Here is a 21,760-nt window from a genome sequence, read left to right on the forward strand (position 1 = left end):
CCCTGCCTGCCGCATGAACACCAGAATCCGTCGCATTTTCATTCCTTTCGCCGCCGTAGCCGCTGCCGGCCTGTCCGGTATGGCAATCATCTTCATGACCGGACGCGATCCGTCAGAGATTGTCGGCAGGCTCTTCAACGCAACGCTCGGATCCGGCTACGGCACGGGTCAGGTACTCTTCAAAACAACCACCCTGATTTTTACCGGTCTTGCCGTTGCGCTACCCTTCAAGGCCAGGCTCTTCAATATCGGCGGCGAAGGTCAGCTGCAGGTTGCGGCATTCTCGGCAGCCGTTACAGGTGCGATGCTTCCGTCGTCACTGCCTCCGATTGCGGCCGTGCCGCTTACGGCATGCGCAGCCATGGCAGCCGGAGGAATATGGGGCGCTTCGGCCGGCGTTCTCAAGGTCCGTTTCGGCGTAAACGAGGTAATTTCCACCATCATGCTGAACTTCATCGCACAGGCATTGACAGGATATCTGCTCACCAGCCATTTTGCCGTTCCTTCTACGGAACACACTGCGCAAACAGGCAGCGCATCCATGCTGCCGGGACTGGACGAAATCGCGGGAGTTTTCCGGGGTTCTCCCCTGAACGTATCCATCTTCGGCGCCCTTGCCGTCGCGATCCTCTCCTCGATCTTCCTGTTCCGCACGCGCGCGGGATACGAGCTTCGAGCCGTTGGCGCGCAACCGGATGCCGCATCGTATGCGGGCATCGGGAGTGAACGTTATATTCTGGCGGTAATGGGAGCGGCAGGCGCCATTGCCGGTCTTGGCGCAATGAATCTCGTTTCCGGCTACAAGCATTATTATGAAACCGGCATGACCGCGGGAATCGGATTCAGCGGCATTGCGGTGGCACTGCTGGCCGGAGCCCACCCGCTCTGGATCGTGCCGGCCGCTCTCTTCTTCGGATTTCTCGAGTATGGTGGACTGGCCGTCGGGGCCTATGTACCCAAAGACATCTTCATGATCATTCAGGCAATCACCATTCTTCTGGTCATTATCGGTACTGCGCGTAAAACCTGAATATCAACCAGCGGACGACTCCATTCGATCGGAGCCGTAGATGTTCATCTGTTTGCGATAATATGAAAATGCCTCATCCTGCTTGAGGATTCCGAGCAGTCGTCCGCTCTCGTGATCGACGACAGGCAGGACAGTATAATCGGAGATCTCGAAGAGCTTAAGCGCTTCATCGAGTTTCGCATTGGAGGAAAGCACGGGAACGTCCTTTTTCACCACGTCGTCAGCGATAAGGCCGGCAAATGGACCCTCGCCGAGAAGAATGCCCATCTCTTCGAGACGGATCATGCCTACAAAACGGCCATCTTCTGTAATGACGAAAAAGTTGGATTCCGGCGTATTGTAAAACACGTCAAGAATCTGCTCGACTCTGGTAACATCGGTAAACCGAATGAAATTTTTTCGCATGATATCGCGAACGCTGATATTGCCGGCAATGGAAAGCGCAATGCCGAAGCCCACTTTCACGCCCTCTTTTTCAAGTACATAGGTTTCCATGGTATGGCGATAGGTCAGACGTGCCACGATCGAAGCCGTCACTGCTGCGAACATGATGGGCAGCACGATTTCATATTGGCCGGTAATCTCGAAAAGAATGAGAATGACTGTAATGGGCGCACGCATGATAGCTGCGGTCAATGCGCCCATACCCACCAGAGCATAGGCCCCCGATGCCGCGGTCATGCCGGGAAAGATTTCGTTGACCATATTCCCGAACATACCGCCAAGCATGGCTCCCATCTTCATTGCCGGAGCGAACATGCCTCCCGAGCCACCCGATCCTACTGTAAAAGCGGCAACGACCGGCTTGAGCAGGTAGACTCCAACCATGTTTTCCCACGAGACATCTCCGTTCAGCGCCCGCTCGATCACCTCGTAACTGAATCCGTAAAGCGCGGGAAGCCAGAGACACAGAATGCCGCATAGCAGTCCGCCAAAGGCCGGCATTGCCCAGGCCGGAATACCGAAACGGTTTTCGATACGAGCCAATCCCTCCTCTATGATATAGTATATCCTTATGAACAGGACAGCCGAAAGACCGGCCAGTACCCCGAGTATGAAGTAGAGAACAAGTTCCATATTCGATATGAGGCTGTATTCGGGAACCTCAAAAGTCGAATTGTTGCCCAGAAAGCTCCGGGAAATCACAGTACCGACCACGGCGGCAACGACAATCGGACTGAAAGTATGGACGCTGAAATCGCCGAGAATGACCTCGACGGCAAACATCACGCCGCCAAGAGGAGCGTTGAAGACCGCGGCAAGTCCTGCGGCCGCTCCGCAACCAAGCAGCGATCTCGTCCTGCCGGCATTGAACTTCATCTTCTGGGCAAGCGAAGAACCAAGCGCTGCACCAACCTGGGCAATAGGAGCCTCTCTGCCGCCGCCACCGCCCGTACCGATACTGATGACCGAGGTAATGGTCCGGTGAATCCAGAGATGGCGTCCCAATATGCCGTCTTTCTGGGCAACCGCCTTGATGACCGACGCAAGCCCGTGCGCAGGCTTATCCTTGACGACAAAGGCATTGTAAAGACCCACAAAAAGACCGCCCGCTGCAGGAAGGAGAGGCAGCAGCAGCATATCGTGCGGGCTGCTGAAATCGGGCACGGCCGAAAAAGACCGACCGGAAAAGAGCAGGGAACTGATAAACAGAATGGATTCGTGAAACACGACGGCGACATAACCGGTAATAAGTCCCACGAACACCGCAACGAAAAGAAACGGAATATCCTGATTCAGATTGAGCTTCGCCTGAAAAGAGTCGAGGGTCAATCTGAAAAACTGCTGCGGGCCACCTCCGGAAAACGTCGTCCTGCGTAAAAGAGCGTAAAGAATGCCCCTGATACGACGCCGGACTGCATCGCCATCTCCGAATAATTTCATATCTGCAATCTTTTAGGAAGCGGTATTGTTCCAAGCAGGAAAAAGATAACGACCGTGCCGGCGTGAAAGGAAAATATTTTGTACATTTTCGACATTGCGTTCCGGCAACCATCATATTGTCATACACATAACCATTACTCAAGAGGATCATTGACCATGGCCAAAAAAGCAGCAGAACAGGAGAAAACGGATAAACCGGCAGCAAAAAAAAGCACTGCAAAAACTACAAAAAAAAGCCCGGATACCGTTGAAAAAGTAGATAAACCGGTAAAAAAAGCCCCTTCGAGAAAGAAAAAAACCGATGAATCTGCCGTTCAGCCCAAAGTGGAAGATGTACTGGCAAGAGAGGAGCAGATCAGACTGGCGGCCTATTTCAAGTGGGAACAGAAAGGACGTCCGCACGGCTCCGATATAGAGGACTGGAAGGAAGCGGAAGACTCCCTGACCGACTGAGCATCGATTCGGAAAGAAGCATTATTACAAAAGCTGTCTCAAAAGCAATGAAAAGGCGGGCTCGATCCCTTTTCATGTTTGCTTTACTGAAGGCGCCGTGCCAAAACTTCCGGAACGGCGCTGACGGCTTATGAGACCACCTCCTTTACGTCAGCAGTATAAACCAGCAGAATGAAAGCATTGATAAGCGATCTGACAGGATCGATCCGGATACTGTTTGCCGGCCTATGGCTGGTTATCCGTATCATTCTTGAATATTTCGGATTCATAAGCGATGGAAACGACAGAACTACCGGAATAAAAGACCTGAGGGAAGAATACAGAAAAGCCAATTACCGGTAGTCCCTCGTTCATGTTCATGCAAGTTCACTCCGATGTGGTGACGACAGTCAGATCGACAGGCATTCCCGGCGAAACATAAGCATTGGCACCGGGTTTCTGACTGATAACGGTATTAGGCACCAGAATCGCGGAATATTCATAGGTGATTTTTCCTGTCGAAAGTCCGTTTCCGCCCATTATCTGCTGCGCATCAGAGAGCGACATCCCGAGCACATCGGGAACGGCGATCTTCCGGAGACCTTCGGGCGGAACCTCGAGTTTGCCGACGATGACGGAAACAGAAGCTCCAGATTTCACGAGAGTACCGGCAGGAATCGACTGACTGATAATCCGTCCGTCTTCTTCCGGACTTGTGACCGTCCCGATCTGCACATCATCGAGCGTCATATCGAGGCGGCTAAGCGCCTGACGGACATCGAACTCTGGCCTTCCATAAAGATCCGGCATCTGAAAAGTCGGCCTATCCTGTCTGTTCACAACAAGATAGACCGTTCTGCCCGGCTTTACTTCCGAACCGGCCAGAGGCATCTGGGAAAGCACCTCATCTGCATCGACCCTGCTGAGATATTTGACATTGTAACTCTTCTTTGCTTCGAATCCCGCTCTGCGAAGCTCGCGCTCGGCGTCCTCATAAGACATTCCGGTAACTTCGGGAACGGTATTCGTCCTTCCTTGCGAAATATACAACGGCATAAGTATCCTGTCGAACAGCACGAGCAGAGCTGATGCGGCAAGAACCATCAATACGACTTTCTTCATTGCGACTGGATGTAATAATTCTGTTATAAGGCTATTCGGGTTTTCTGTCAGCTCAGGCGGAGGGCTAATGCTGCCGTTTCATAACAAAATCCACAAGGTTCAGAAGGGATGTCTTTATCTCGCTCTCCGGAAACCCCCCGAGAGACCCGACGGCTTTCGAAGCGAATCCTTCAGCAACATCGGCAGCATATTCAAGCCCGCCTTTGCTCTTGACGAATGCAATCACATCGTCACTTCTGAACGCCCGCTTTTTCGAACTCTTCAGAATTGACCGGATTCTTTTCTGTTCCGAAGGCGGAGAGTTGCGGAGCGCATAAATAAGGGGCAGGGTTATTTTCTTATCCTTGATATCGATTCCCATCTGCTTTCCGGTTTTTTTCGAATCCCCGGTATAGTCGAGCAGATCGTCACGTATCTGGAAAGCCAGTCCGAGATACTCACCGTAATTTTTCATGGCCGCGATCTTCGACGCATCATCGGTTGCGCTGGCCGCTCCCATGGCACAGGAAGAGGCTATGAGCGAGGCTGTTTTGTCAGAAATAACGCTGAGATAGTCCTCTTCGGAAATATCGAGACTCCGGGTCTTCTGTATCTGCAGAATCTCGCCTTCGCTCATCCTGCGAACAGCCTCCGAAACCGTATGCAGCGAAGTGTAGTCCCTGTGATCGAGTGAATAAAGCAGACCCTTTGAGAGCAGAAAATCGCCGATCAGAACCGATATTTTGTTTTTCCACAAAGCATTGATCGATGCAATTCCCCGCCGCATCTCGGCGCCATCGACAACATCGTCATGGATGAGCGTGGCGGAATGGAGCAGTTCCACCATGATGGCCGCACGATAGGTGGATTCGCCGATACCACCGCATGCAGCTGCAGAGAGCAGCACAAGGGCGGGTCGGATCTGCTTGCCCTGCTGACGCAGCACGTAACGGCTGACCTTATCGACGAGCGTATTGCTCGAATGCAGAACGGTTTTGTACTTCTGCTGAAAAACAGCTATCTCATCGGCTACCGATGCTGTTACATCCTGGATATTCACTCAGTATACGATACCATGCTTGTTTATCTGCCTGTCTGCTGTCTTGAACAACAGGCAAATGTAGAGATTATTTCCTTTTCCTGAAAAACAATCGCCTGTATATCAACAAGTATAACCGTAGCGTATGAAATAACCAATCAAACACTGCCGAAAACCGGCTCCGACTGTTTGACTGAAGTTAAAAAGATCAATATTTTTGGTACTTGCAGCTTTGTTGCTATGTTTTCTCGTGGCACTTCCCTTTTTTTGCATGACAGAACCTTTTTATCCTCATGCACGCTGAAATATGACGCTCGAACTCGAATCGACAAAAAATACGGGCCGGGATTCCGATCCTTCTATTGAAAACACCTCATTGCCCGCACAGACGGATCACGAAAATCCCCCGCCTTACCCTGGGGAACCATCCGCTCATCGCGAGAATCTTACAAGAGAAGAGAGCGGAAACGAAGATGCCGAAGAGGTCTCAACGGATGAAGGCGAGATGAACTTCATCGGCCATCTCGACGAAATCCGTGCGCGACTGATCAAAGCCGGCATAGCTCTGCTTGCAGTCACTGCGCTGGCAGCCTTTTTTTCCGACACCCTGGTCAATGAAGTACTCATTGGTCCGCTCAAAAGGAGCAGCGATACCATTACCCTGCAGAACCTTGTGCCGTACGGACAGATATCGCTCTATCTGCAGGTGGTTTTTTTTACCGGGTTCGTGGGATCGTTCCCCATCATTGCCTATCAGATATGGAAATTCGTTGAACCCGGACTTCATGAAAACGAAAGACGGGCATCGCGTTTCGTGATCCTGTTCATTTCGCTCTGTTTTTTTTCGGGTATCGCTTTCGGATACTTCGTATTTCTTCCGATATCCCTGACGTTTTTTGCCGGATTCGGCTCGACGCTTATAGCCAACAATATCGCCGTTCAGGACTATATCAGCTTCGTCATGGGAGCGCTTCTTACAACCGGCCTGGTTTTCGAATTGCCGTTCATTTCCTATATCCTTTCAAAAATCGGACTGCTGACGCCGGCGTTCATGCGGTTTTATCGCAAACACGCTATCGTTACGCTTCTGATTGTAGCCGCTATCGTTACCCCTTCGACAGACCTTGTAACCCAGCTGGTCATCGGCATTCCGATGATACTGCTCTATGAGCTCAGTATCTGGATCTCTTCATACGTGAACCGGAAAAACAACGCATTGAAATATACATGAACCATCGACCACGCAGCCGCCCCGAGATTACCTTTGCTGCCGTTCCCGGCGTCACTCTCGCCGGAAATCCTGCGGGCGACCCTGCCGAACGGTACGTACCTGTCTATCTGCCACCGTCATACGACGGCATAAAAAGGTTTCCGGTGATTTATCTGCTTTCGGGCTTTGCGTCTACCGGCACAAGTTTCATGAACTACAGCTTCGGAAGACCGACGATTCCGGAAATGGCCGATCAGCTTATTGCCTCCGGCCGGATGCGGGAGTGTGTGCTCGTCATGCCTGACTGCATGACGAGGTATGGAGGATCACAATACGTCGATTCCGCGGCGACTGGACCATACGAAACCTATCTGGTCGATGAGCTGATTCCTTGCATCGACAGCACATTCGCAACGATGCCGGAGAGGGAACACCGCGCGATTGCCGGAAAGTCGTCCGGAGGATTCGGCGCGCTCAGGCTTGCCATGAAGCATCCTGAGTGCTTTGGCGCAGCGGCATGCCACAGCGGCGACATGAATTTCGAACTCTGCTACAAGCCGAGTTTTCCGCTTGCGGCCAGAGTGCTCGAGCGCTATGGCGGAAGCATTCCGGCATTTATGGATGCCTACGCATCGGCGCTGAAAAAACCGCGACATGAATTCGTGCTGCTCGATATAATCGCCATGGCGGCCGCCTATTCTCCGGAGAGCGGCAAGTCGGCACCTGAAAACATGAGGCTTCCGTTCGATCCATTTACCTGCGAAATCATCGATGATGTATGGACAAAATGGGTTTCTTTCGATCCTCTTGCAATGCTTGATCTTGAAAGCCACCGCGAAGCGTTGCGCTCGCTGAGCCTGCTCTACCTCGATTGCGGCTCTCTCGACGAGTACAATCTTCAGTTCGGCCACAGGCAGTTTTCTGCAAAGGCAAAAAAATTCGGCATAACTCACCGGTACGAAGAGTTCGCGGATTCTCACAGCGATACGTCTTACCGTTACGCCGTTTCACTGCCTGAACTATCGAAGGTTATCGCTCCCCGGCCGAAATCTTCTGCATGATGAATCCATAGAGCTTTTCGGTTTCCTTGTGCAGGTCATCGATCGTACCTTCATTGTATATGACGTACCCCGCCTTTTCGACAAGTCGCTCCTGAGGCCACTGAGCGGCAATCCTCCTCCGAATCTCTTCGGGGCTTCCGAGACCCTTTGCCGCTGCCCTCTGTATCCTGAGCGAAATATCTGCGGCAACAACAACTATCAGATCGAGATCTCCGGTCATGCCACTCTCGAAAAGTATGGCCGCTTCCTTGACAAGCACCCCTATACCCTGACCGGCTGCCTGCCGACGGGCTGTTTCGAAAGCCTCGTACACCCTCGGATGCACAAGGGAATTCAATGCATCGAGCTTTTCCCTGTCCGAAAACACTTCGGCGGCCACCCGGCGACGATCGAGCACCAGAACGCCCGAAGAGTCTATGGTATAGACATCGAAACCGAACAGCTCTCTTATGCCCGATACGATAACCGGATCGGATTGCTGCAATTCCCTGGCAATCCTGTCGGCTTCGAACAGAGCGCAACCCATTTCGGCAAGAAAACGACAGACTGTCGATTTTCCGCTGCCGATGCCGCCGGTGATGCCTACGATAAACGGCCCGGCTCTCCTCATGGCGATTTTTTCCACACATTGGAGCGAACCAGAGCAATGACCTTTTTCCATCGTTCGGGCTGCTCCCCATAGAGCTGCACGCGTTTTCGAAAAACCTCCGGAGTCATGGAATGTCTGGCAAGCATACTCCGCATCGATGCCGTCGAGAGCGGTGCAAGCACCACCTCCTCGTCGCGGGAAGTCACACCGGCAGCAATCAGGTAATCGCTGTAAAACGCAGCGAAACGGATATCGACCGCGTCAAGTCCGTCACTGCGGGACAGATGGCATCCGGAAAAGGAAAGCGCCACCAGCACGAGCAAAAGCAGAGCGGCATGAATGCGAGCGGATAAACACCGGAACAACCATTGAAGATCCATCGAAAAAAATGTCTTTGCGGTTTTTTTTACAAGAAAAGAAACTAAAACAATGCTTATCAAGTTTAAAAATTTTAATTCATTTCCTGACCTCTGAATCTCATCACACACAACCTAAACCAATCCTGTAACCATGGCATATCAGCAACCAGCCCTTCCATACGCAGACACCGCTCTCGAACCTCATATTTCAGCTGAAACAATCGGGTTCCACTACGGCAAGCACCATGCCGCATATGTCAACAACTACAACAATCTCGTGGCAGGAACTCCCTTCGACTCGCAAAGCATTGAAGACGTGATCGCAGCTTCCGTAAACGATCCGGCAAAAATCGGAATATTCAACAACGGAGCCCAGGCATGGAACCACTCGTTTTACTGGAACTGCCTTTCTCCGAACGGCGGAGGAAAACCTTCTGGCGAGCTTGCCGCTAAAATCGACGAGGATTTCGGCAGTTTCGACAAGTTCGCAGAGGAACTCAAATCTGCGGCAGCAACCCAGTTCGGAAGCGGATGGGCATGGCTTGTATCGGATAACGGCACGCTGAAAGTGGTTAAAACAGGCAACGCCCAGACCCCCCTTACTGCGGGCCAGACCCCGCTGCTTTGCGTCGATGTCTGGGAACATGCCTACTATCTCGACTATCAGAACCGCAGGCCCGATTATGTGGCTGCAACAATCGAACACCTGCTCAACTGGGAGTTCGCCGAAGCCAACTACCAGGCCGCGAAATAAGGACCGGAACATAAAACCAGAATCGGACAGATACAATCTGTCCGATTCTGGTTTTACTGCATTGCCCCTCGACACGGAAAACCGCTCTGTCACAGACGAACACCGACAATCAAAGACCTGGAAGGACAGCCCCTCCCATCTCCACTCTCCACTACCCACTCTCCTCCTGTCTCCCCTCACATCCAGGGAAGAACATCAATATCGTCAAGACTTATCACCCTTGCTTTTTTGGGGCGTACGAACCGGATGGAAAGCTGTTCAGGATTGATGGTTCGCTTATCATAATCGATAAGAAGCCGGTATGCTTTGCCCTCTTGCGCACCGTTTCTCGATAACTCCATTTCGATCTGCCCCGGAATGAGCGTGGTAAACCCGTCAAACGAGAAAGACTGGAAATTCCTGAACGAAATTCTTGTGGTAATGCCATCGGCCTGATTCCGGAGAAGCAGTTCGGTGAGCGTCCTGTTTTCCGGATCGATAACAACATCCCTGACCATTTCGGCGCCTTCGAACGTATACATGACCCTGCCATGACCTTTCCTCACCTTTGCAGCCCGTTCGACCGGCTCATCAAGAATCACCAGGCCAAGCATGGATTCGGACAGCAGACGATAACCCGACGGCATACCGATGATTTTTTCCAGATTTTCTTCGCTGTTCCGGCCGGTAAGCAGTTTGTTGCCCATCATATCGTGTACAAACAGGGAATCCGTGCCGAAATACAGGTCGGCGACCGGCCATCCGAGGAGTCCTGCGGAAACGATCATCCTCGATTCCTTATGCCGCGCAAGCTGAATGTTGCAGTAGACTCGCTCGCGCTTCCTGGGAGTCTGTATGGTGATATCGGCATAACCGTCAAGCGAGTGCACGAAAGGCGATGCTTCAGCAACGCTGCGGTAAAGTTCGGCAAGTTCCCCGGTAAGTTCAGTTGAACGGTCCGGAAGCTCGCTTCTGGTAACGGTTTCGAAATCCGCACATCCGTACTGAAAACTCAATATCAGCGCAACGAACAGAACGACGAAATATCTCCTCATAAGACAATAAATACTATTGATTATTGACAAACCCCGGCATGCGAATAGCCTGTCGAAGATCCGGATAAGACGCTCCTCCAATAAGAAGACGAGAGCATTTACCGTTTTGAGAATCCCGGGTTTTATGACACATTGACCCACGGTACCCCGAAAGCCGGAAAGATGCGGGATTGTAATACCGTAATTTTTTGTTTTTAATGTAACAAGCTCCGTTCGTAAAACAATAAGCCGTTTTCCCATCCATGCATGACATCCGTCTCAAACCAAAAGAACAACGGCGATTGCTGAAAGGCCATCTCTGGGTTTTCAGCAATGAACTTCAGACCGTACCGCACGATATAGCCGCAGGAGAAACCGTGCAACTCCTCACCCACGACGGCAAACCTCTCGGAACGGGATTTTACAATCCCCACTCGCTCATTGCCTTCCGCATGCTCTCGCGCCAGGGAGAACTGCCTGACAGGGCATTTTTCAAAAAGAAAATAACCGAAGCCCTCAGGCTCAGGGAAGCCATATACAGATTGGACGACACTAACGCCTGGCGTCTTGTGCATGGCGAATCGGACGGCCTTCCCGGACTGATTATCGACCGATTCAACCGCGTCGTCGTGCTTCAGGCTTTTTCTGCCGGAATGGATTGCCACCTTCCGCTTGTCAGCGAAGTAATCGATGAACTGCTGCAGCCGGAAGCGATTGTGGTGCGAAACGAATCGCAGCTCCGCGAGCTCGAAGGCCTTCCTCTCTACAAGGATATCGTCAAAGGAGAAAGGGCGAACACCCGACAGATCATTCATGATGCCGGAATCAGCTTCGACGTGGATCTCTATGAGGGGCAGAAAACCGGATTTTTCCTTGACCAGCGCGAAAATCGCCGGTTCATCAGATCTTTTTCAGAAAATGCCGATGTGCTCGATGTTTTTACCAACGATGGTGGTTTCGCTCTCAATGCGCTTCATGGAGGAGCCCATTCGGCCATTTTGCTCGATATCTCCGAAGAAACGCTCAAACGTGCGGAAAAAAACGCACTGCTCAACGGATTCGACAACTTCAGCCTGATCGCGGGGGACGCCTTTACCCTGCTCAATACCATGACGGAGGCAAAAGAACAGTTCGATATCGTTGTGCTCGACCCCCCGAGTTTCACCAAAAGCCGGAAAAATCTGCCGGCTGCGCTTAAAGCCTATAAAAGACTCAACAAGCTTGGTCTCCAGCTGGTAAAACCCGGCGGATTTCTTGCAACGGCCTCCTGCTCGCATCACGTATCGGAAGAGGATTTCCTGAATGCGATTCACCAGGCAGCCCTCTCTGCAGGCAGGCAGCTCAGGATGATTCACAAAAACTCACAGCCTCCGGACCATCCCGTTCTGCTTTCGATGCCGGAAACCGGTTATCTGAAATTCGCCTGTTTCTATGTGACAGAGTGAACGACCGCTCAGCCAGAAATCTTCGAACCATGGAGCGGAAACCCTTGGGTAACCATGGCGTATGTCTGCTCCCAGGATAACGCCCTCGGAGCTGCGATGTGCATATTGGTACTATTGGCGAAACAAATGGTATGGAGTCCCCGTTCGCGAAGCTGAAGCACATTATCCGGGGTATCCTCGATATAGATGTCCGCTCCGACCTGCTCTTTCTCTTTCATGAAGCAGAGATCCCAGTAAGGTATGCCGTGGCTGTCGAGCCACTCGACGGTCTGCTGCACCGATGATGCGTGAAAATAATGTATGAACAGCCGGTGCGTGATGATCCGTATGCGGTAGCCCTCGTCCGAAAGCTTCCGAAGATACTTTCTTGCCCCCGGAATCATAGGCATACTGCTGAAAAGCTCCCGCTGCGTCACGGCAAAACGGTGCAGGCTTTCGTACTGACTTCTGTCATGAACCCCCCACTCTCGAAGGCCGTACGAAACATCCTTCGGCAGATCTTCCAACGGTTTTTCAAGCCACTCGGCAGCAATCTCCCGCATACGCCCGTAAAAATCGGCGCAGACGCCATCAAGATCGACGCCGACCACTATTTTCGGTTTTTCCTGCATGGAATATGGCTCAGTAAAGCGCCCTGTCGAACACCTTCCTGTGCTTCACGGTTATCTGGTGATCTTCTCCGAGATACCTGAATATGGCGATACATGCTTTTCGCGAACGGTCATCATCGTAGTAGCGGTTCTCGCGGATAACCGAAATAAAACCATCGAGCGCCTCATCGAATCGCTCGGCTGCAAGGTTTCCTATGGCACCGCAATAACGCTCGCGAACCGGATCTTCGGGAAGGTCATCTTGCTGGAGGGAGAGCATCCGGGCTATAACGGCAACCGATTCGATGAGGGCTGCGTACTCCGGATCGCCTTCGAGCCTTGTCGATAGCTGAAGAGCTTCCTCCGGATGCGAAAAAAGCCGGAGACGCACGGACAGAGCCGCAGCTCTGGCGTTGCCGGGCTCTTTGTGAAGAACACCCTCGACGAGAGAAAGCGCCATGGTTTTTTTTCCCTGTCGAAATAATTCTTCCGCCATCGAAACCTCTCTGTCAAAAGGGCTCGGAACTGCTTTTTTCAGCCATTGTTCGATCTGGTATTCAGGTAAAGCGCCTGAAAACTCATCGACGACTTCGCCATCGATGAACAGTTTGACGTTCGGAATACCCCTTATACCGAATCGTTCCGCAATGTCAGGATGTTCCTCCGTATTGATTTTCACCAGCACCCAGGATCCGGCATATTTTTCAGCAAGGCTTTCAAGCACCGGGGCAAGCATTCGGCAGGGCGCACACCAGGGAGCCCAGAAATCCACAAGTACCGGAAGAGTGTGGCTCTGCTCCAGTACATCGAACTGAAAATCTAATTTTTCCATGGTCATAGCAAACCTGATAACTGTTCAAATGATTATTATAAGAGTATAAAAAACAACCGAAGCTCCGAAACCTGCCTTTCCGGAACATGCTGGGGGCACGGACTGTTCACCTATTGTACGGCATAAAATCGAGAGGAGCAAACGTTGTTCGATCGATCTTTGCCGGTTTACCGGAAATCACTATAACGGAAAAGGCAGTATGGACAAAGGAATCGGCGATCTTGCGGAATTCATCGGCAGAGCGCTCGAAAAAGGCATATCCCGAACAGAAATAACATCCGCGCTCCTGACTGCAGGATGGCAGACGGAACAGATCGAAAAAGCGCTTAACGAATATGCGGAAATAGAGTTCCCTTTGCCCGTACCGAAGCCGAAACCCTATCTTTCAGCACGTGAAGCGTTTTTCTATCTGCTGCTTTTCGCAACCCTCTATACCTCGGCATTCAATTTCGGAAACCTGCTTTTCGCCTTTATCGACAAAGTGCTTCCTGATCCCGCTTTCAGCGAACATTACGCGGTATATTTCAACGAGAGGATCAGAGGTTCCGTTTCCGCACTGATCGTTGCATTCCCGTTATTCATTTACCTGTCGATCAAAATCGGCCGGGAACTGCTCAGCACCCCTTCCGGGAGGGCATCCGGAATCCGGCGCTGGCTCACCTATCTGACACTGTTCATCGCTGCGGGCATCCTCATGGGAGACCTCATATCTCTTCTGTATAGTTTTCTCGGAGGAGAACTGACCCTGCGTTTCATCCTGAAATCGCTTGTGGTAGGGGCAATAGCAGGCACGCTCTTCATCTATTATTTCGGCGGACTGCGGCAGGAGGAAAAAAAACCATGAATAATCCGCCGCATCGCAGATGGATAGCCTTGAGTGTGCCGCTGCTTGTTGCGGCAGCGATAACGTATGGACTGTTTCTTGCCGGCCCGCCATCCGAACAGAGAAAAATCATGCTTGACAGGAAACGGGTTGCCGAAATCGGCAACATTGAGCAGGCAATCGATCTTTACCATGCTCGAGAGGGAAATCTGCCTGAAACCCTGACGCTGCTTCGAGAAAAACTGCAACCGCAATTAAGCATCGATGATCCTGAAACCGGCCGCCCCTATTTCTATGAACGTACCGGTAAGAACACTTACAGAATCTGCGCGGATTTTTCAGCAGCATCGGATGCTGAAAACCTCAACAGGTGGACCCATGACTCGGGGCGCCACTGTTTTGCCTTTCGCGTAAAAACAAATACCCCGGGCGAATAATACAAGCACATCTGCAGCGACGAGAACTGTCGATTTATGTCTTGTGGCCACCGGAACCTCCGGAACCGCCGAAGTCCGGTTTATCGGGATGCTGCTTGTGAGGTTTGTCTGTATTTTCCTGTGGTTTATTGTTGCTGCAATATGTAACGAAACATGAAAAACTGATCCTGCCGTATTTAGAGACGTACAGAAAAACGCACAAATCCGTTTCAGTGCACCGCAGACTTCGAAAACAGATTGATCACAAGCACACCTGTGACGATCAGGACAATACCGGCTATAGCCCCGGCATCGAGTCGCTGATGGTAGAAAAACCATCCTGCAAGAGCGACCAGGGCGACGCCGACCCCCGACCAGATCGCATAGACGATTCCCACTGGAAAGTGCCGAAGGGTGAGCGAAAGAAAATAAAAAGCCGAAACATATCCGGTAACGACAAGAAGAGAAGGCCATAACCGGGAAAAGCCTTCTGTGGATTTCAGGGCTGTCGTTGCAATGACTTCGGAAACAATTGCCGTCATAAGGTATATCCAGTGCATAACGTCGGGTATGAAGAATTAAGTCGGCCGGTATCCGCGTTCATACCTGAAGATCATAAATTCCCGCGTCCATTGCAATAAATCGGAACCATGCGCCTTTTCGGACGATAACATGAAAGATACGCAAGATGAAACCCTGCCGAAATTTGCATGAAGATGATGCAATGCCGATATTGACAGGTTGAGTATATATCATCAAACCGGGCGCTCCTGATTCATGAAAAAACGTCTTGCCGGCATCGCCTTGCTTTGCGCTTTTTATGCTCCTTTACCGGAAGCTCATGCCGAATCCGCCCTGAACTCCTGCGATCCGGTGCAGGTCGGCACGATAACCGTGAACATCCGGAATATCAGTAAACCCGAAGGGATGCTCGGCGTCGCGCTCTATTCGTCGAAACAGGGTTTTCCCGACAAAGCGGATCGCGCGGTTGCCACAAGGGTCAGAAAAATCAGCGGCACCGAACATGAGGTCCGATTCGATAACATTCCCTACGGGACCTATGCCATCAGCGTGCTGCACGACGAAAACGGCAACGGCAGAATGGATAAAAAAGCCATTTTCATACCGAAGGAAGGTTTCGGCGTTTCCAACAACCCGAAAATCAAGCGCGGACCGCCAAGCTTCAGCGAGGCTGTCTTCAACCTCGATCGGCAACAGACCGAACTGACCGTGAATATGATATACCTGTAAGAATGATGCATCCCGAAACCAGAATCACTACCATGAACAAACGAACCGCACTCAGCGTTCTTCTTCTTTCGGCAGCGGCATGTGTTGCCGGATGCAGCCCGACGGTCAAGGTGGAGGCGCCGGACAAACCGATTGTCATCAACATGAACATCAAGATAGATCATGAGATCCGTGTCAGGGTCGACCGTGAACTCGATACGCTGCTCGACACGAAAAAAGGGTTATTCTAAACAGGAGGATTATAACAATGATTGGTTCATTCGTCAGAACTACGGCAGCGAAAACGATAATCATACTGATGCTGTCTGTCGCAGCCGCAATACCGGCATTCGCGCTTGACCTTGCAACCGCACGATCTCAGGGTCTGGCAGGCGAAGTGGATAACGGACTGCTCGGCATTCCGCCCGGAGCGGCATCCGATGCAGAGGGGCTTGTCGTCACCATCAACAACCAGCGCCGCGCGGAATATGCCAAAATAGCTGCGCAGAACAATCTATCCCTCGATGTGGTAGGAGCGATGATGTTCGAAAAAATTTACGTTCGCCTTCCGGCAGGCACCTGGGTACAGGTCAAGGGACAATGGAAGAAAAAAGGCGGATAAGCGCCCCTGAACGCATCCTTGCGGCGCTTCCGTTTCTTGCCCTGCTTGTGCCGCTCTCTGTCTGGCTTTCGTTCCCCTGGTATGCCCAGGCAATCATTGACCGGGCTCTCAAGGGAAAGCCCTTTCACGTCCGGATTTCCGGCGTCGGCATTCCGGGTCCATCCGGCGTTGGCTTCCGCAGGCTTGACGTCTCATTTACGGCACCTGCGGACAGCTGCGTAAGCTCGCCGACTGCCTACAGGATTTCCATCTCGGGAGGAAAACTTGGATGGAGCATCAGAAATCCAGAGGGAAAAACAGATCCGGCACTTTTTCAGGCCGATCTTCGGCTTGACGCTGACTCTCTGAGACTGAATCCAGACCCTGCACAATACATTTTTCACGACAGCCGACCGAAGATCGATATGAGGCTGGAGATTCGGCGACGGAACGGCCTGTCAATGGAATTCATGCCGTCAAGCATAGCCTATGCCATAGACAGCGCCACGGTAACAAGAGAAAAGCTCAGCCTTTCAGGGATTTCATACCGTATTTTGCTGACCAGGTCACTGAACTGGCAGCAACCTCCGGATACGCTGCGGATAGCACGGCTCTACAGCGACGGCAACCCGTCGCCTGTCGGTAATTTCAGGGCCCTGTTCGGCTCAAAACGCGATCCGCTCAAGCCATGCAAGCTCCTGCTGAGCAACTGCTCGGTCGCTCTCTTTGCGATGCAGGCGGACTCCGACGCCATAGAATACGATCTGAAAGACCAGTCAACCCGCTTCACGCTCCGGCTTGCGGAAATACCGCTTGATTCGCTCCCCTGGTTCCGTTCTCCCGTACAGCCTCTGCGTGCAACCGGAAAGCTGAGCGGCTCCATTCCCATAGAGTTCCGCGACTCGACCGTACTGGTGAGAAATGCCATCCTCGCGGGCGAACGCGAAGCGCAGATCGTCTACCTCGACAAAAGGGAAAAAAGGCTGTTTTCAATCGATCTCGGAGAAGAGAGCAAATCAAAGAACATTCTGAACAACCTCAATGCGACCATCGTTCTCAACAGCCGCAACAATAATCAGGCCGGCATCGGAGTCGAACATCTTTCGACACTCCTCTTCGGCGGCACTCTGGAAATGTCGCCCCTTTTGTTCGATCCGCTGAAAAGCGAATATTCCCTCTCCCTCGAAATGAAGGATATCCGTCTGCTTGATCGTCTGCGCTATCACGATGCCCCGAATAGCGCGTTCAAGGGTGCAATTTCCGGAACCATCCCGCTCACCTACGGAAAAAAAGGTCTTGTTCCGGGCAATCTTCGGCTCTCGTCAACCGCATCTTTCAGCGGCATTCCGGTCCAAAGCATCCCCGGAATGAGTAGTAACCGACCGAAACAACCCTTTGCCGACGGTTCGATAAGCGGCACGCTTCCGATTGAATACGCCAATTCCTCTCTTCGGATAACCAACGGAACGATCGCGGCGACAAAAGGCTCCGCTCTCTTTTTCTACGACAAAGAAAATCGCAAACTCTTCTCCGTCGATCTTGGAACGCCGAAAAGCAACCTGCTGAAAAAACTGAACGCTTCGGCCACCATCAAACCAGCCGACAGAAAGCCCCGACAGTTCGTTCTGAATGCTCTTTCCGCCACTGCCCTCGACGGCAACGTGCAGGTCTCCCCCTTTACGTTTTCCCTGGAGGACTTCGACAGCGGTATTCCCTTTTCCGTAAAACTTGATAACGTCAATATTCCTGAACGCTTCAGGCTGCATGGCGATTTCAAGGCATCTCTCAAGGGCGCCATGTCCGGCACTCTGCCCGTTACCGTGAACAGAAACGGATTTGCAATCAGCAATGCCCGCCTGCATTCGACCGGAGGCGGAACGATAAGCGTGACGCCGACGATGCCCGAACGAACTGCAACAGAAAGAATTTTCGGAGCACCGACACAGGATGCCCACTACACCTTCAGCGCTCCCGACCTCCGTTTTTCAAGACGCATGAACGGATCGACGGATATCGATTTCAGCCTGAAGGAACTGCAGCGAAAAACTGCGGGAGGCGAACTGAAGCTCCTTCTGCCGAAAGGTTCGCTCTCCCTGTGGAGCGACACAAAACGCCCGGATGTGGTCACCCTGAGAAATTTCAGCGCGGGCTTTTTCGATGGTACGGTGGAAATCGAGCGGGTTGACTACGATATGGAAAAAAAAACAGCATCAACCACCCTAAAACTCAACAACATCCCCCTTCAGAAACTCCTCGATCTGCAGGGAACGAAAAAGGTATACGCTACCGGAACCATAGGCGGATCGATACCGGTTACCATGACCGATCAGATCATCGAAATCAATGACGGAGCCATGAACGCCGAGTCGAACGGACAGATCATCTATGCCACTTCGCCAGAGGAACGGGCAGCAGCAAACCAGGGATTGCGCACCACGTATGAGGCGCTTTCGAACTTTCTCTATGTGGAACTGCTCTCGTCCATATCCATGGCTCCGGATGGGAAATCGCTTATCACAATCCGTCTCAAAGGCAACAATCCCGAATTTCAGTCAGGACGACCCGTGGAACTGAACCTCAACGTCGAACAGAATCTTCTTGACCTTATGCGAAGCCTCACGATCCCCACTAACGTCGAACAGATCATATCGGAGAAGGCTCTCAAATCAGGCAGATAGGCCTGCGCGGAACACCTTGCTGATAACCTGACGAAATATCATGACTCTGCACGATCAATTTCTGACAGGCAGTTTCCACTTCAACGCTTATGCGGTGCCTCTGTGGATCAATACGCTGCTTCTGGGTATCATCGCCCATCGCACATGGAAGCGCATAAATACAAGCGGAGCGGACTATTTCCTGCTTGTTACCATTTGCAGTATCGTCTATTCGTTCTTTTACGGGCTGGAGCTTTCATCTTCCAACCTCGCCACAGCGCTCTTTTTTATCCGTATCGAATACATCGGCATTGCATTTCTGCCTCCAGGGTTCGTACTGTTCGCGCTTGCCTACACGGGCAACAGGAGAAACATATCCCCGCACCTGCTTTTCGCTCTGCTGCTCGTTCCGATCATCACCGTAGTCTTAGCGCTCAGCCTCGACCGCCACCAGCTGCTCTATGAAACGGTCGCCTTCGTTCAGGGCGATCTCTTCCCGGTCGTCTCCTTCCGGCAGGGCATCTGGTATCGTGTCATCCAGTTCTACAACCTGGCATGTATCCTTTTCAGCAACTTACTGTTCTACAGGTTCTGGAAACGATCCGCATCCATCTATCGCAGACAGGTAGCCATCATTTTTTTCGCAACGCTCATCCCGTGGACAAGCGACCTGATCTATAAAGCAGGCCTGACGCCATCAGGAATCGATACGACGCCCTTCACATTCACCTTCAGCGGGATTCTCATCTACATCGGCCTCATACAGTATCGTTTTTTCGATCTTTCTCCCGTTGTAAGAGACTTCGTCTATGAAAAAATTCCGGATGGAGTTTTCGTTATCGACCAGGAAAACAGGATTATCGACTGCAACCATGCAGCCCGTAACATTCTCGGACTTTCCAGTGACGATATCGGCAAACCGGCGGCCGACCTGCTGGGGTTCTGGCCGGAACTGAAAGCGCTCGTTCTGGGATCGCAGGAAATAGAACACCGGGATCTGATGAAAAAGACGCTCGATATGAACACATGGTTCGATGTCGATATACTTGCCCTGCCTGATGAAAAAAAGGATATGACGGGAAGAATCATTGTACTGCGCAACATCACGCGCAGAAAAAAAGTCGAGGAAGATCTCGTGGTCATGAGGGAGAGAGCCGAAGCGGCAAACAGTGCAAAGAGCAACTTCCTTGCAAATATGAGCCATGAAATCAGAACGCCTCTGAACGGATTGATCGGCTTCTCCTCACTACTCATGAAAACGGCGCTCGATGAAGTGCAGCTCGGTTACGTGAAAATCATGAACGACTCCGCAAATCAGCTTCTCGGTCTGATCAACGATATTCTCGACCTGTCGAAAATAGAGGCCGGCAAACTCGATATCTTCGAGGAAGATATTTCGCTTGAAGAGCTTTCCTGCCAGGTCATCGATATGGTTTCGTTTTCGGCACACAGCAAAAACATCGAGTTACTGCTCGATATCCCCGCCGACCTTCCGGAACCGGTCCGCGCAGATCCGGTATATCTGAAGCAGATTCTGATTAATCTTCTGGGAAACGCAGTTAAATTCACTCATCAGGGAGAAATCCTGCTGAAAATCACCTCATCCCCATCGCCGGAGACAGAAAACAAATGCAATATCACATTTTCCGTACATGATACAGGAATAGGAATATCCGAAGAAAATCAGAAAGCGATATTCGAAGCATTCTCTCAGGAAGACAGCTCCACAACAAGAAAATACGGCGGAACCGGGCTTGGTCTGACGATCTCGAACAAACTGCTGATGATGATGAACTCAACACTGAAGCTTGACAGCTCTCCCGGCAGAGGAAGCGTGTTTTCATTCGTCCTTGCGTTGCAATGCTCCAATACAAAAAAGCCGGAACGATCTGTCACCCCGACAATAAAAAGAATTCTGATTTTCGACGGCAATCCGCTTTGCCGCACAGTGATTGCCGACAACCTTGCCGCCTCAGGGATAACCTGCGAGTGTGCTTCCGGCTTTAATGATGCGTATGAAAAAGCGGTATCGTTCGAGGCATTTCTCATCGATTTCCATGCTGCCGACACCGATGCCATCGAACTCGTAAAACGCATTCGAGCCCTGAGACAGGAAGCCCTCATAATCATGACGTTTCTTGCTACCGACGACCCATCCCTCCTGACCCGGTCCATACATGCAGGAGCAACGGTATCGATCATCAAACCCGTCAAACGCCGTCAACTTATCGACCTCCTTTCCGGCAATGCCTTCGATACACGACAGAAAACAGAAAGCATCTGCGATATCGTTAACGGCAGTTACAGGATTCTCATCGCAGAAGATAACCGAACAAACATGCTGCTGGCAAAAACCATTCTCAAGAAACTTCTCCCGGATGCGGAAATTTTTGAAGCCGTCAACGGACGCGAAGCCGTAACACTCTACGACCGATACCATCCGGATATCGTTTTCATGGACATTCACATGCCGGAAATGAACGGCATAGAGGCCACTGCGGCCATACGTCAATGCAGCGGGGCGACAACGTGCCCGATCATCGCGATGACAGCAGACTCGCTCAAAGATATCAGCGAGCGGTTCAGCCAGTACGGTATCGATGATCTCATCAAAAAACCATACACTCATGAAGCTGTACGCAGTATGGTGGGCAAATGGCTGCCGGAAAAACCCACAAAATCGTAGCTTCCTCG

The 21,760-nt window shown here is 51.5% G+C and carries 23 protein-coding genes; 14 read left to right on the forward strand and 9 right to left on the reverse strand.

Annotation, left to right across the window (positions count from 1 at the left end; translation table 11 throughout):
- Window positions 1-13 precede the first annotated feature (13 nt).
- Window positions 14-1,030: an ABC transporter permease gene (locus K4305_RS11870; RefSeq protein ID WP_331562688.1), complete on the forward strand. Its 1,017-nt coding sequence runs from the start codon at window positions 14-16 to the stop codon at window positions 1,028-1,030.
- Between the two features lie 3 nt (window positions 1,031-1,033).
- On the opposite strand, the gene K4305_RS11875 is transcribed toward K4305_RS11870, so the two are convergent.
- Window positions 1,034-2,914 (reverse strand): chloride channel protein, encoded by a 1,881-nt coding sequence (locus tag K4305_RS11875; protein ID WP_331562689.1) that lies wholly within the window; start codon window positions 2,912-2,914, stop codon window positions 1,034-1,036.
- Window positions 2,915-3,070: 156 nt separating this feature from the next.
- Between K4305_RS11875 and K4305_RS11880 the strand changes: the two genes are divergently transcribed.
- Window positions 3,071-3,367: a DUF2934 domain-containing protein gene (locus K4305_RS11880; RefSeq protein ID WP_331562690.1), complete on the forward strand. Its 297-nt coding sequence runs from the start codon at window positions 3,071-3,073 to the stop codon at window positions 3,365-3,367.
- A gap of 171 nt (window positions 3,368-3,538) precedes the next feature.
- Window positions 3,539-3,709 (forward strand): hypothetical protein, encoded by a 171-nt coding sequence (locus K4305_RS11885; RefSeq protein WP_331562691.1) that lies wholly within the window; start codon window positions 3,539-3,541, stop codon window positions 3,707-3,709.
- 24 nt (window positions 3,710-3,733) lie between these two features.
- Here the strand turns inward: K4305_RS11885 and K4305_RS11890 are convergent, their stop codons facing one another.
- Window positions 3,734-4,468 carry a PASTA domain-containing protein gene (locus K4305_RS11890; RefSeq protein ID WP_331562692.1) on the reverse strand — a complete coding sequence of 245 codons (735 nt, stop codon included), beginning with the start codon at window positions 4,466-4,468 and terminating at the stop codon, window positions 3,734-3,736.
- A gap of 64 nt (window positions 4,469-4,532) precedes the next feature.
- Window positions 4,533-5,507, reverse strand: a complete 975-nt coding sequence (locus K4305_RS11895) for a polyprenyl synthetase family protein (protein WP_331562694.1) — start codon at window positions 5,505-5,507, stop codon at window positions 4,533-4,535.
- A gap of 286 nt (window positions 5,508-5,793) precedes the next feature.
- Between K4305_RS11895 and tatC the strand changes: the two genes are divergently transcribed.
- Both tatC and K4305_RS11905 read left to right on the forward strand, forming a co-directional pair.
- A complete protein-coding gene (gene tatC, locus K4305_RS11900; RefSeq protein WP_331562695.1) occupies window positions 5,794-6,717 on the forward strand; it encodes a twin-arginine translocase subunit TatC in 924 nt (307 codons plus the stop codon).
- Entirely contained in the window at window positions 6,714-7,757 is a 1,044-nt protein-coding gene (locus K4305_RS11905; RefSeq protein ID WP_331562696.1) for an alpha/beta hydrolase, read from the forward strand. Before tatC ends, K4305_RS11905 begins: the two co-directional genes overlap by 4 nt.
- Here K4305_RS11905 and coaE read toward each other — a convergent pair.
- Both coaE and K4305_RS11915 read right to left on the reverse strand, forming a co-directional pair.
- On the reverse strand, window positions 7,726-8,367 hold the full coding sequence (gene coaE / locus K4305_RS11910) for a dephospho-CoA kinase (RefSeq protein ID WP_331562697.1): 642 nt from the start codon (window positions 8,365-8,367) through the stop codon (window positions 7,726-7,728). The genes K4305_RS11905 and coaE overlap by 32 nt on opposite strands.
- Window positions 8,364-8,726 (reverse strand): hypothetical protein, encoded by a 363-nt coding sequence (locus K4305_RS11915; RefSeq protein ID WP_331562698.1) that lies wholly within the window; start codon window positions 8,724-8,726, stop codon window positions 8,364-8,366. Before K4305_RS11915 ends, coaE begins: the two co-directional genes overlap by 4 nt.
- 130 nt (window positions 8,727-8,856) lie before the next feature.
- On the opposite strand from K4305_RS11915, the gene K4305_RS11920 reads away from it, so the two are divergent.
- Window positions 8,857-9,459 (forward strand): superoxide dismutase, encoded by a 603-nt coding sequence (locus K4305_RS11920; protein WP_331562699.1) that lies wholly within the window; start codon window positions 8,857-8,859, stop codon window positions 9,457-9,459.
- A 176-nt stretch (window positions 9,460-9,635) separates the two neighbouring features.
- On the opposite strand, the gene K4305_RS11925 is transcribed toward K4305_RS11920, so the two are convergent.
- A complete protein-coding gene (locus K4305_RS11925; protein WP_331562700.1) occupies window positions 9,636-10,493 on the reverse strand; it encodes a DUF4292 domain-containing protein in 858 nt (285 codons plus the stop codon).
- Between the two features lie 242 nt (window positions 10,494-10,735).
- Between K4305_RS11925 and K4305_RS11930 the strand changes: the two genes are divergently transcribed.
- On the forward strand, window positions 10,736-11,917 hold the full coding sequence (locus K4305_RS11930; protein WP_331562701.1) for a class I SAM-dependent rRNA methyltransferase: 1,182 nt from the start codon (window positions 10,736-10,738) through the stop codon (window positions 11,915-11,917).
- An 8-nt stretch (window positions 11,918-11,925) separates the two neighbouring features.
- Here K4305_RS11930 and K4305_RS11935 read toward each other — a convergent pair whose 3' ends face one another.
- Complete coding sequence (locus K4305_RS11935; RefSeq protein ID WP_331562702.1) at window positions 11,926-12,528, reverse strand: 5' nucleotidase, NT5C type; 603 nt, start codon at window positions 12,526-12,528, stop codon at window positions 11,926-11,928.
- Window positions 12,529-12,538: 10 nt separating this feature from the next.
- Window positions 12,539-13,345 carry a thioredoxin gene (gene trxA, locus K4305_RS11940; RefSeq protein WP_442880482.1) on the reverse strand — a complete coding sequence of 269 codons (807 nt, stop codon included), beginning with the start codon at window positions 13,343-13,345 and terminating at the stop codon, window positions 12,539-12,541.
- A gap of 193 nt (window positions 13,346-13,538) precedes the next feature.
- Between trxA and K4305_RS11945 the strand changes: the two genes are divergently transcribed.
- Window positions 13,539-14,183 carry a DUF5671 domain-containing protein gene (locus K4305_RS11945; protein WP_331562704.1) on the forward strand — a complete coding sequence of 215 codons (645 nt, stop codon included), beginning with the start codon at window positions 13,539-13,541 and terminating at the stop codon, window positions 14,181-14,183.
- The gene (locus K4305_RS11950; protein WP_331562705.1) at window positions 14,180-14,599 is read left to right on the forward strand and encodes a hypothetical protein; all 420 of its coding nucleotides are present in this window, start codon (window positions 14,180-14,182) and stop codon (window positions 14,597-14,599) included. Before K4305_RS11945 ends, K4305_RS11950 begins: the two co-directional genes overlap by 4 nt.
- A 209-nt stretch (window positions 14,600-14,808) precedes the next feature.
- Here K4305_RS11950 and K4305_RS11955 read toward each other — a convergent pair whose 3' ends face one another.
- Complete coding sequence (locus K4305_RS11955; RefSeq protein ID WP_331562706.1) at window positions 14,809-15,138, reverse strand: DMT family transporter; 330 nt, start codon at window positions 15,136-15,138, stop codon at window positions 14,809-14,811.
- 217 nt (window positions 15,139-15,355) lie between these two features.
- Between K4305_RS11955 and K4305_RS11960 the strand changes: the two genes are divergently transcribed.
- From K4305_RS11960 to K4305_RS11980, 5 genes are all read left to right on the forward strand, one after another.
- Entirely contained in the window at window positions 15,356-15,829 is a 474-nt protein-coding gene (locus tag K4305_RS11960; RefSeq protein ID WP_331562707.1) for a DUF2141 domain-containing protein, read from the forward strand.
- 32 nt (window positions 15,830-15,861) lie between these two features.
- The gene (locus K4305_RS11965) at window positions 15,862-16,059 is read left to right on the forward strand and encodes a YnbE family lipoprotein (protein ID WP_331562708.1); all 198 of its coding nucleotides are present in this window, start codon (window positions 15,862-15,864) and stop codon (window positions 16,057-16,059) included.
- A gap of 68 nt (window positions 16,060-16,127) precedes the next feature.
- Window positions 16,128-16,430, forward strand: a complete 303-nt coding sequence (locus K4305_RS11970; protein WP_442880485.1) for a YdbL family protein — start codon at window positions 16,128-16,130, stop codon at window positions 16,428-16,430.
- Window positions 16,409-19,087: an intermembrane phospholipid transport protein YdbH family protein gene (locus K4305_RS11975; protein ID WP_331562710.1), complete on the forward strand. Its 2,679-nt coding sequence runs from the start codon at window positions 16,409-16,411 to the stop codon at window positions 19,085-19,087. Before K4305_RS11970 ends, K4305_RS11975 begins: the two co-directional genes overlap by 22 nt.
- Before the next feature lie 40 nt (window positions 19,088-19,127).
- Window positions 19,128-21,752: a histidine kinase N-terminal 7TM domain-containing protein gene (locus K4305_RS11980; RefSeq protein ID WP_331562711.1), complete on the forward strand. Its 2,625-nt coding sequence runs from the start codon at window positions 19,128-19,130 to the stop codon at window positions 21,750-21,752.
- The last annotated feature ends 8 nt before the right edge of the window (window positions 21,753-21,760 follow it).

It is taken from the genome of Chlorobium sp., assembly GCF_036528655.1.
In the GTDB taxonomy this organism is placed as follows: Bacteria; Bacteroidota; Chlorobiia; order Chlorobiales; family Chlorobiaceae; genus Chlorobium.

What these genes read in the sequence shown, in the direction of transcription:
- K4305_RS11975 (WP_331562710.1), top strand. Translation starts at nt 16,409, where the DNA reads ATGGAAGAAAAAAGGCGGATAAGCGCCCCTGAACGCATCCTTGCGGCG.
- K4305_RS11890 (WP_331562692.1), bottom strand. Translation starts at nt 4,468, where the DNA reads ATGAAGAAAGTCGTATTGATGGTTCTTGCCGCATCAGCTCTGCTCGTG.
- K4305_RS11965 (WP_331562708.1), top strand. Translation starts at nt 15,862, where the DNA reads ATGAACAAACGAACCGCACTCAGCGTTCTTCTTCTTTCGGCAGCGGCA.
- K4305_RS11915 (WP_331562698.1), bottom strand. Translation starts at nt 8,726, where the DNA reads ATGGATCTTCAATGGTTGTTCCGGTGTTTATCCGCTCGCATTCATGCC.
- K4305_RS11970 (WP_442880485.1), top strand. Translation starts at nt 16,128, where the DNA reads ATGCTGTCTGTCGCAGCCGCAATACCGGCATTCGCGCTTGACCTTGCA.
- K4305_RS11945 (WP_331562704.1), top strand. Translation starts at nt 13,539, where the DNA reads ATGGACAAAGGAATCGGCGATCTTGCGGAATTCATCGGCAGAGCGCTC.
- K4305_RS11925 (WP_331562700.1), bottom strand. Translation starts at nt 10,493, where the DNA reads ATGAGGAGATATTTCGTCGTTCTGTTCGTTGCGCTGATATTGAGTTTT.
- K4305_RS11950 (WP_331562705.1), top strand. Translation starts at nt 14,180, where the DNA reads ATGAATAATCCGCCGCATCGCAGATGGATAGCCTTGAGTGTGCCGCTG.
- coaE (WP_331562697.1), bottom strand. Translation starts at nt 8,367, where the DNA reads ATGAGGAGAGCCGGGCCGTTTATCGTAGGCATCACCGGCGGCATCGGC.
- K4305_RS11885 (WP_331562691.1), top strand. Translation starts at nt 3,539, where the DNA reads ATGAAAGCATTGATAAGCGATCTGACAGGATCGATCCGGATACTGTTT.
- K4305_RS11935 (WP_331562702.1), bottom strand. Translation starts at nt 12,528, where the DNA reads ATGCAGGAAAAACCGAAAATAGTGGTCGGCGTCGATCTTGATGGCGTC.
- K4305_RS11875 (WP_331562689.1), bottom strand. Translation starts at nt 2,914, where the DNA reads ATGAAATTATTCGGAGATGGCGATGCAGTCCGGCGTCGTATCAGGGGC.
- tatC (WP_331562695.1), top strand. Translation starts at nt 5,794, where the DNA reads ATGACGCTCGAACTCGAATCGACAAAAAATACGGGCCGGGATTCCGAT.
- K4305_RS11920 (WP_331562699.1), top strand. Translation starts at nt 8,857, where the DNA reads ATGGCATATCAGCAACCAGCCCTTCCATACGCAGACACCGCTCTCGAA.
- K4305_RS11870 (WP_331562688.1), top strand. Translation starts at nt 14, where the DNA reads ATGAACACCAGAATCCGTCGCATTTTCATTCCTTTCGCCGCCGTAGCC.
- trxA (WP_442880482.1), bottom strand. Translation starts at nt 13,345, where the DNA reads ATGACCATGGAAAAATTAGATTTTCAGTTCGATGTACTGGAGCAGAGC.
- K4305_RS11880 (WP_331562690.1), top strand. Translation starts at nt 3,071, where the DNA reads ATGGCCAAAAAAGCAGCAGAACAGGAGAAAACGGATAAACCGGCAGCA.
- K4305_RS11930 (WP_331562701.1), top strand. Translation starts at nt 10,736, where the DNA reads ATGCATGACATCCGTCTCAAACCAAAAGAACAACGGCGATTGCTGAAA.
- K4305_RS11905 (WP_331562696.1), top strand. Translation starts at nt 6,714, where the DNA reads ATGAACCATCGACCACGCAGCCGCCCCGAGATTACCTTTGCTGCCGTT.
- K4305_RS11980 (WP_331562711.1), top strand. Translation starts at nt 19,128, where the DNA reads ATGACTCTGCACGATCAATTTCTGACAGGCAGTTTCCACTTCAACGCT.
- K4305_RS11955 (WP_331562706.1), bottom strand. Translation starts at nt 15,138, where the DNA reads ATGCACTGGATATACCTTATGACGGCAATTGTTTCCGAAGTCATTGCA.
- K4305_RS11960 (WP_331562707.1), top strand. Translation starts at nt 15,356, where the DNA reads ATGAAAAAACGTCTTGCCGGCATCGCCTTGCTTTGCGCTTTTTATGCT.